The sequence below is a fragment of the Lactiplantibacillus sp. 3062 genome, assembly GCF_055413545.1.
Genome location: NZ_JBVAYE010000026.1, coordinates 1 through 627 on the forward strand (window position 1 = coordinate 1; position 627 = coordinate 627).

The 627-nt window shown below is 43.2% G+C and carries 1 pseudogene; it reads right to left on the bottom strand.

The annotated features are described in order from the left end of the window. Window positions 1–627, bottom strand: a pseudogene (locus tag ACWQAU_RS15155) (IS1182 family transposase); the annotation flags it as partial.

Below are 627 nucleotides of genomic sequence, written 5' to 3' on the forward strand. Positions count from 1 at the left end.
AACGATGGTGTGACCTAACACATTGTTGGCCTTTAAATGTTCAATAAACGGTTGTAAGGTTCGTGTGTCGGTTGGATTTTGGAAAAGCCGATATCCCGTAATGAACTGATTACTCGTGGCGATTTGAACGTTGTAGGCAGGTTTTAATTGACCGTTTTGCATCGGATCTTCCTTGACCCGCATAAAGGTGGCATCGTGATCCGTCTTAGAGTAGCTGTTACGCTGACCATAGATTGCTTGCTGTGCTTGGTGTTCACGCATTTTATCACGTCGTTTATCCAACTTACGTTTTTGTGATTTAACAGTCCGGCGTTGCTGTTTGGCTGGGTTCGGGGAAACCTGCTTAGTTGCTTCCACGGTTTCATTAAGGACCACTAAGTGATCCTCAACCTTGCTAATCATGATATCCAATAGTTCGGGAGTCAGCTCTGATCCTGCCGGAATTTCACCGACAATTTTAGCTTCATGAAGCTCGCCTAACAGGTCAACGAGTTTTTCGCGATTCATCTTGTCAAATCGTATCGTATTCTTCTTCCAAACAAAGCTATACTTGTTGGCGTCGGCTAGGATCTTAGTTCCATCAATAAATGAAACATCATCAATCATGCCATTTTGACGAAGATATTG